2 protein-coding genes are annotated in these 6640 nt (G+C 50.1%); both read left to right on the top strand.

Annotated features, from left to right (window positions below; genetic code table 11):
• Nucleotides 1–322 precede the first annotated feature (322 nt).
• Nucleotides 323–3970: a T9SS type A sorting domain-containing protein gene (locus tag VIS48_00510; GenBank protein ID HEY9164622.1), complete on the top strand. Its 3648-nt coding sequence runs from the start codon at nt 323–325 to the stop codon at nt 3968–3970.
• A gap of 258 nt (nt 3971–4228) precedes the next feature.
• Nucleotides 4229–6631 (top strand): YCF48-related protein, encoded by a 2403-nt coding sequence (locus VIS48_00505; protein HEY9164621.1) that lies wholly within the window; start codon nt 4229–4231, stop codon nt 6629–6631.
• Nucleotides 6632–6640: the final 9 nt, after the last annotated feature.

Here is a 6640-nt window from a genome sequence, read left to right as displayed (position 1 = left end):
CGAGAGACCTCACAGTGCACTGAACTACCAGACACCAGAGGAATTCATCAACCAAATCGAACGACAAAGGACCGTATCCGCTTGACATTAATCACGAATTTGTTCTTATTCAATTTGGATCAAAGATGGGGAGCAGTTCAGAAATGAGCGATCACAGCTTAACGTTGGTACATCAATCGGGGGCAGGTCATGACACTGAGTCGTTCAGCAAAAACGTGAAGATACTTCTCTTGAGGTGAACATGAAAAAATTAACCTTGTCGGCAACGTTAATCCGGTGAGTAACCGAATAAACTCCTACACAATTTAGGGGACGAAACAAAATGAGCAATATTAATCGCTCCTCAATTCTCTGGATTTACTTTCTTCTTTTCGCAACGGCTACTTCGAATGCACAGTCACTAAAAGGAGCCGACCTTCCCTTCGAAGAACGAAATGCTCAACAGTTGGGAAGATTCAATCTTCGATGGGAATCACTTCAGATTGCCCACTTCAAGGCTGCTGGATCTAAGACGAAATTCTACAAATCGATTCAGGGATTCACCTCGTCGCCGCTGCTTGACAACTCGTTTGGTGCGAACGGGGGAGTAAGAACCACATTTGGAAGTGGCGTTACAAATGCTTTTGGACGGTCAGTGGCAGCCCAGAAGGATGGAAAGATAGTGGCGGTTGGCTTTGCAAGTGATAATTCCGGCAGCCCATTTGGCAATTCCGCATTCGCTCTTGTCCGCTATGATGCTAATGGGGAACTTGATAGCACATTCGGCACAAATGGGACGGTAAGGACACAGTTCAACGGAGGCGTCGCCCAAGATTATGGGTATTCCATGGCCATTGAAGATGACGGGAAGATTGTCGTGGCGGGCAAATCTGATAATAACGGCCAAGGTTCCACTTTTGCTGTTGCTCGATACGATACGGATGGAGCTCTGGATAGCACTTTCGGTCTCGATGGAAGAGTCACGATCCAAATCAATGGTAGTACTGATAATGACGCAGGATATTCCGTGGCCCTTCAGGCGAACGGAGAGATTGTTGTGGCTGGTGCTTCAAACAATTCTTTTGCGGTTGCGCGCCTGAACTCCAATGGAGTGCTGGATAATGCATTTGGCACAAATGGAAAAGTCACTGCAGAGATTCAAGGCGGTGATGGTACAGCTGACTATGGCAGCTCGGTTGCGTTACAATCTGACGGAAAAATAGTAGTCGCTGGAACTTCGTATTCGTTCTTGGGCGGCGGAAACGCATTTGCAATTGCGCGCTTTGACAGCAACGGGGCGCTTGATAGCACCTTTGGTGGAAGTGGCTCGGTAAGGGCGCCACTTGGGCGCTATGGCCCCAATGCGGAGTGTAGAGCCGTAGCTATCCAGTCTGATGGAAAGCTTGTGGTGGCGGGATTCTTCAACAATGATGATGGCACAGGCAACAAATTTGCAGCGTATCGTTACAACATCAACGGGACTCTCGACAGTTCTTTCGGCAGCAACGGTTTGGTTAGAACGAGTATTCCCGGAGGGAATTCCGGGGACGATGAGGGGTTTTCGGTGGTTCTTCAATCGGATGGGAAACTGGTTATAGCTGGGTCTTCAAGTAGTGGTTCTGAATATGCCTTTGCTGTCGCCCGGTATGACACTGGCGGAATGCTTGATAGCACATTCGGCACAGGAGGAACTGCAAGGATGGCTATTAGCGGAGGTAACGGTATAGACGATAGGGCCGCTGCCGTTGTCGTGGAATCGGACGGGAAGATAGTATTGGCCGGAAGTTCCACGGATACTTCATGCTCTTCCTTCGCCATAGCTCGTTTGGACTCGGGTGGGTCCCTTGATATCGGATTTGGAGAAGGTGGGACTGTGCGAACCCCCATCAATGGTGGTTTTGCGAGTGACGTGGCGAGTGCGGTTGCCGTGCAATCAGACGGGAAAATTGTGGTTGCAGGACATTCGTTATTGAATGCCGGTATGAGTTCAGAATTTGCCATTGCTCGCTACGGTATCGACGGATCACTTGATAATACTTTCGGTTCGAATGGTTTGGTGAGGAATGCAATCAGCGGCGGTGATGGCGGTGACGTGGGTGTCTCTGTGGCCTTGCAATCGGACGGAAAAATCCTGGTTGCCGGCCAGTCCCGTTTATCTTTAGGCGACGCTTTTGCTGTTGCTCGCTATAATACGAACGGGGCTCTTGATAACACGTTCGGCACTAACGGAACGGTAAGGACTGTCATTAACGGCGGTGATGGTACAGTGGACCAGGGGAAGTCTATTGCTGTTCAATCCGACGGTAAAATTGTGGTTGGAGGGCTTTCTCATAATACTTCAGGTTATGTGTTTGCAGTTGCTCGCTACAACTCAGACGGAACTCCGGATCATTCGTTCGGTACAGCTGGAACAGTGACAACATCCATCAATGGAGGCGCGGGAAATGATTACGGTTGGTCAATCGCTGTTCAGAAAAATGGGAAGATAGTAGTGGCCGGCCAATCCTTTAGCAGTTCGGGCAACGCCTTTGCGGTTGCTCGCTTCAATTCCAATGGAACTCTTGACAATTCATTCGGGACTAATGGGACAGCGAGGACCCACATTGGCGGAGGTGACGGAACGGATGATGATGCAGAGTCTGTCGGAATAGATCCAAATGGAAAGTTAGTCGTCGGAGGAATGTCCCATCGTGACGATGGATACCTATTTGCTGTCGCCCGTTACAACGTTAACGGGACGCTTGATACAAGTTTTGGCACAAATGGGACCGTCATCACTCAAATTAGCGGCGGTAGTGATTATGGTCTATGTTCAGCGGTACAGTCCGACGGGAAAATCGTGTTGGCTGGATTTTCGTCAGATAGCGCAGGCGATGCCTTTGCCATGGCACGCTACAAAATGGACGGAACACTTGACAGTACTCTCAACGCAGTTGGAACGATTAGAACGCAATTAAGTGGCGATCTTGTGACGCAAGACATCGGAACTTCCGTTGCCATCCAACGTAACGGGAAGATTGTGATGGCTGGATTTTCTATTTTTGTTACTGGTTCCGCGTTTGCTGTTGTACGATATCTGCCTGGGAGCGAACCCTTTGCAAGCTCGCTTCCCGCGACAAATATTGACACATCCGACGGTGAAATAAACGGGGTCGTGTTTCCGTTCCGTATCAATTCATCGGCGCGATTCATATTTGGAAAGAAATCATTGGTCTATACAGACAGCGTGACAGCATCGCCGGGGACGGCCAGCGGGGATACGACCACTTTCATTTCAGCAGTGCTGAGTTCTCTGACTCCTCGCACCACATACTATTACCGAGTAGCTGGAACGACCAGTTCACCCCAGGTGTATTTCCGCAGTGAGGAAAAGAGTTTTACAACTCTGGATCCTACACCGCAAGTGCCATATGCAGTTTCACCGAACGGCATAACAGGAGTGCCCAGGAGAACTACTTTTGCCTGGCGTCTATCGACATATGCCAAGGAATACTATTTTCAGGTTACAGGCGACAGTTCCTTTTCCTCTGTCGTCTTTGATACCCTGACAGCAGATACTACATTTAAGTTGGGAGTCCCGCTTGCAGCCACGTCTCGATATTACTGGCATGTAAGTGCGATTGATACTTCGGGGAGCAGCTTCTTCTCTTTAACGATGGTATTTACCACTGGAACTGGAATCGATGCGGTAGATGAAAGTAATGGGATCCCTCTGATGTATGCTCTTTATCAGAACTATCCCAACCCGTTCAACCCCAGCACTACGATTCGATTCGATCTTAAAGAGCAATCGAACGTGAAAATCGAAATCTATGATGCCCTCGGGCAGAGAGTAATTGAGGAAAATTACGGAACCATGAATGCCGGAAGGTTCAACAAGACCATTAACATGGACAGGTTTGCCAGCGGAGTGTACTTGTACTGGATTAGTGCGGTAGGAAAAGATGGTCAGAGATTTGTTTCGATTAAGAAATTAATGCTCGTGAAATGACAGGTTGCTTCTGAACTGAGTCTCTAGGGGTTGCAATTTCTGAGACGCCATTATAACTTTTCTCAAACTAAAGGGCAGCGAGGAAATGAACTTTGGTGTTCATGGTCGGGGGGATCAGTATCTCGGCATGGAAACCGCTCCATTTCTTTTTCTTCCCCTGAATTTCATGCAAATCTATCATGGATGCTGCCATAAACTCTCTCGTCTCATTGACGAAGCGAATCTAAAGACTCGAATGATTTTTGAATGTGAGGGGTTATGACTCGATTCTTCCAATTAACTGCGGTACTAACCTTTGTCTCGATATTTGCCATCCCAAAACCGTCAGCCTCGCAGTGGCTCGCATCGACGGGTCCGATATTGGGAAGCGTCGGCTCGGTGGCCGTTGATCCGAACGACACTTCGAGAATAGTGGTCGGCAAAAGCAGTATCGCCGGTGGTACAGGTAGCGTCTACCTTTCGACAGACGGTGGAAAAAGCTGGAAGTACATAAGCCGTAATCTAGCCACTTTCTATACTCCGCGTGTCGCGATAAGCGGCCCGCTCATCTTTGCCGGCACTCAGGATCTCGGATTGTGGGTCTCGACCGACGAAGGAACGACTTGGAACCAGCCTTTTTCTTCGTCGGTGGATTTTATTGACACTAGAGCACGGAAAGTGTGGATCACGACCTCATCGGGATTCTGTTACACGGACAGCGTTGGAGCCAGCTGGGACGGCTCCAATTGGCAATCGACATCCGTTCCATTCGCGAATCGCGCGATCAATTGTTGCTCGATCATCGACTCGGGCGTGTACGTAGGGACGGACAGCGGAGTGTACCTCATACAAAAGAACGGTTCAACGTGGATCTCGACCGACACCGTGCTGATCGACAAGAAGATAAAGTGCATCGCCACGGTCAACTCGTTCGTTTTCGCCGGCACATCGGGCAAGGGAGTCTTCGAATCGAGTGACGGTGGAAAGACATGGGAGCAGGTCTTCGATAATCTTATCGACACTTCAATTTCATCCATTGGGATTGCCGGAGGATGTGTTTTTGCCGGAACCGAAAGTGGTGTCTTTGTTTCAAAAGACATGGGCGCGAGCTGGAATAAAACACGCCCGGCGAGTGGAGACTTCAATGTCCTTTGTCTCGCCTCGGCCGGATCGTCGGAGTTTGCGGGCACAGGCAGCAACGGATTGTTTACGTCCCGGGATCGCGGCGTCAAGTGGGTCCTCCTGAACGGCGGCTTCGGGAGTCCTCCCGTCTATTCGATCGCGGGTATCGGTTCGCGTATGTTTGCGGGAACAATCGGCGGAGGCATTTACGTCTCCGAAGATACAGGGGCGACCTGGTATCAGCTTGCACTTGGGGGCTCTTATGTGTACTCACTTCTCACGAATGGGTCCAAGGTCTATGCAGGGACCGAAGGAACGGGAGTGTACCTATCCGGAGACAGCGGCGCGACGTGGAGACAGGCGAACATGAACCTGAGCTCTCCCGAAGTCTCATGCATGGTTGCGAAAGGATCCGAAGTCTTCGTCGGAACGTACCACGATGGGATTATCCGCTCCACAAATGGTGGAACGACCTGGCAACAGGTGATTATCGGACTGCCGGACGCGTCGGTCTACTACATATACTCGCTTGGCGTGTACGGCTCAAATGTCATGACGACGACGGGCGGGACGATATATGTATCGACCAACGATGGGGGAAACTGGCAGGCGAACCCCCACAGTCCCTGGCCTGCAAGCGGCGTTGTTTCGAGCGGATCGAACATCCTCTCAGGCGTGGATGAATATGGCGTATCACTCTCTACCGACGGCGGTACAATCTGGAATCTTGTCGTATCCATACCTGATATAATGTATCCGGCCTGCTTCGGGACAGTCGGCTCCGCGGTGTTCACTGCCTCCGCGTTCGGAGATGTCTATCTCTCGATTAATCGTGGGGTCAGCTGGAACAAGGTCGGCAGCGGATTCACAACATGGAACATTCACTGCATCACTGCCTTCGGCGATTATGTGTTTGTCGCTACCGACCGTGACGGCATATGGCGCCGCTCCCTATCCGAACTCGTCGAAAATCCTCCCGCCGCACCGATGCTTGTCAGTCCGACAACCAGTTCACTCGACGTTCCAGACTCGATCAGACTTGTGTGGTATCATGTGCCGGATGCTTATTTGTATAATGTTCAAATTGCTGGAGACAGCAGTTTCAGTCATATTGTGCTCAGGATTTCTACTTCAGATACTACCGTCACAACAAATCTGACCGGTGATTCAACTTACTACTGGCGCGTGAACGCGGTCGACTCCGCCGGGGAAGGCGACTGGTCTTCCGTCTGGCTTTTCACGACCTCTCCCAAAACCGGCGTCATGGATCAGTCAGGAATTCCTGCAGATTATGTTCTGTACCAGAATTTTCCTAACCCGTTCAACCCAAGCACTACCGTGAGATTCGGACTGAAAGAGAGGTCGAGCGTGCTGCTTACCATTTTCAACGTCCTCGGTCAGAAGGTCGAGGAGCATGATTTAGGGAAACTTGACGTAGGCTTCTACGAGCAGGTTGTTAACATGTCTCATTTCGCAAGCGGTGTTTACATTTGCAGGATTCATGCGGAAGGAATGGACAAAAACTTCGTTTCCTTCAGGAAGATGATTCTTGCGAAATAGTCAGGAGGC

The organism is Candidatus Kryptoniota bacterium (assembly GCA_036567965.1).
Taxonomy (GTDB): domain Bacteria; phylum Bacteroidota; class Ignavibacteria; order Kryptoniales; family JAKASW01; genus JAKASW01.
The sequence above is the reverse complement of the archived record's forward strand: the minus strand, read 5'-3'. Positions and strand labels throughout refer to the sequence as shown.

Coding starts and splice junctions, on each gene's coding strand:
- VIS48_00510 (HEY9164622.1), top strand. CDS start 323: ATGAGCAATATTAATCGCTCCTCAATTCTCTGGATTTACTTTCTTCTT.
- VIS48_00505 (HEY9164621.1), top strand. CDS start 4,229: ATGACTCGATTCTTCCAATTAACTGCGGTACTAACCTTTGTCTCGATA.